Source organism: Mesorhizobium sp. M2C.T.Ca.TU.002.02.1.1, assembly GCF_003997225.1.
In genome coordinates this window covers 1-2,335 of record NZ_RZTO01000901.1, presented here as the reverse complement: position 1 = coordinate 2,335, position 2,335 = coordinate 1, and the positions used below count along the sequence as shown (strand labels likewise).

The window sequence follows — 2,335 nt, the reverse complement described above, 5'->3', positions numbered from 1 at the left end:
CTTTCGGCAGGCGCCGCGGCACGCCTTCTGGCTGCGGCCGCCTGCACCACCACCGGCCCCTCGGAACCCCCGCCCATGGCGACCCCCAAAGGCGTCGAGGGCAATTGGATCGACGCCAAGGGCACCGGCCTGTCGACCTTCGCAGGCGGCAAGTTCACCACCGTCGCCACCGACACCGGCCAGAAGCTGTCGGAAGGCAGCTACACCATGACCGGGGCGACCTCGGTCGAGATCCACGGCACCTCGCTGATCCGCCAGACGCCGGTCAGCTTCAACTGCCTGATGGTCTCCACCAGCCAGCTCAACTGCACCAGCGCCAGCGGCCAGAATTTCGTGCTGACGCGCCGGGCTTGAGGGCTCGCGAATATTCGATCCACAGGGACGGCGGCGCGAGCCGCCGTCCTTTTTTGTGCCGGCAAACATCTCCCTGATTTGCGCTTGCATCGGCCGGGACCCGATGTGAACATGATCCGAGGCTGACTGTTATTTTCCGGTCAAGCGAGGGCATTAGACACTCTGAAGGTCAGCTCATCCGGGAGACGAAGATGAAGAAGATTGCCGCGATTCTAGCCCTGTCGGCCTCGGCGCTCGGCCTGTCGGCAGGCGTGTCTTTTGCCGACTACACGCTGAACATCCTGCATTTCAACGATTGGCACAGCCGCATCGAAGGCAACAACAAATACGAGTCGACCTGTTCGGCCGACGAGGAGACCAAGGGCGAATGCATCGGCGGCGCCGGCCGGCTGATCACCGCGATTGCCGAGGAGCGCAGGAAGCTCGAAGGCCAGAACGTGCTGCTGCTCAATGCCGGCGACAGCTTCCAGGGGTCGCTGTTCTACACCACCTACAAGGGCGCGGCGGAAGAGGAATTCCTCAATGATATCAAACCTGATGCGGTGACGCTCGGCAACCACGAATTCGATGACGGCGAGACCGCCCTGGTGCCTTACCTCGACAAGGCGAAATTCCCGATCGTCAGCGCCAATGTCGTGCCCAACGACAAGTCCGGCGCCAAGGACAAGATCAAGCCTTCGATCGTCGTCGAGGTCGGCGGCCAGAAGATCGGCATCGTCGGCGCCGTCACCAACGACACGCCGGAACTCGCCTCCCCCGGCCCGAACATCGCCATCACGGATGACGTCAAGGCGATCACCGCCGAGGTCGAGAAGCTCAAGGGAGAAGGCATCAACAAGATCATCGCGGTCACCCATATCGGCTACCGGCGCGAGCGCGACGTGATCGCCAAGATCCCGGGTATCGACGTGGTGGTCGGCGGCCACAGCCACACGCTGCTGTCGAACACCGATCCGAAGGCCGAGGGACCGTACCCGACGATGGTCGACAACCCGGACGGCTACAAGGTGCCGGTCGTGCAGGCGGCGTCCTATTCGAAATATCTCGGCGAGTTCAAGGTCGTGTTCGACGACAATGGCAACGTCAAGGAAGCCAGCGGCGCCCCGATCTATCTCGATAAGTCGATCACGCCCGATCCCACTGTCCTTGCCCGGATCAAGGAGCTCGGTGCGCCGATCGAGGCATTGAAGAACAAGGAGGTGGCCGAGACCACCAAGGCGATCGACGGCAGCCGCGAGAATTGCCGCGCGCGCGAATGCGAGATGGGCAATCTCGTCTCCGACGCCATCCTCGACCGCACCAAGGGCCAGGGCGTCGAGATCGTCATCTCGAACGGCGGCGGCCTGCGCGCCTCGATCGACCAGGGCACGGTGACCATGGGCGAGGTGCTGACCGTGCTGCCGTTCCAGAACACGCTGGCGACCTTCAAGATCTCGGGCAAGGACCTTGTCGCCGGCCTCGAAAGCGGTCTCAGCCAGGTCGAGGACGGCGCCGGCCGCTTCCCGCAGGTCGCCGGGCTGAAATATTCCTTCGACAAATCGGTCGCGCCCAATGCCGGCCGCGTCAAATCGGTCGAAGTGATGGAGAACGGCGCCTGGGCGCCGATCAATCCGGACAAGCAGTATCTGGTGGCCACCAACAACTATGTCCGCCAGGGCGGCGACGGCTACAAGGTCTTCGCCGACAAGGCGACGGACGCCTATGACTACGGCCCGGGCCTCGAACAGGTGGTGGCCGATTATCTCGGCGCGCATCGCCCCTACACGCCCAAGCTCGACGGCCGCATCACCGAGATTGCGGCAACGACGGCCGCGGCCGAACCGGCCAAACCCGCGGAACCGGCCAAGCCCGCCGAGACCGCTCCCGCCGCCCAGGCGCCTGCGGCCGAGGCGGCAAAACCGGCCGAGGCTGCGCCGGCAAACAGCGAACCGGCGATGCCGGCTCTGCCTTCCGGTTCGAGCGCCATTGCCGGCACGCCGCC

General features: G+C 64.5%; 2 protein-coding genes. Both read left to right on the top strand.

The window, feature by feature from the left end; all coding sequences use genetic code 11:
- Positions 1 to 27 precede the first annotated feature (27 nt).
- Complete coding sequence (locus tag EOD07_RS31175; protein ID WP_127238019.1) at positions 28 to 354, top strand: hypothetical protein; 327 nt, start codon at positions 28 to 30, stop codon at positions 352 to 354.
- Between the two features lie 191 nt (positions 355 to 545).
- Positions 546 to 2,335 (top strand): bifunctional metallophosphatase/5'-nucleotidase (locus tag EOD07_RS31170; protein WP_127238018.1); only part of this gene is annotated, 1,790 nt, incomplete at its 3' end.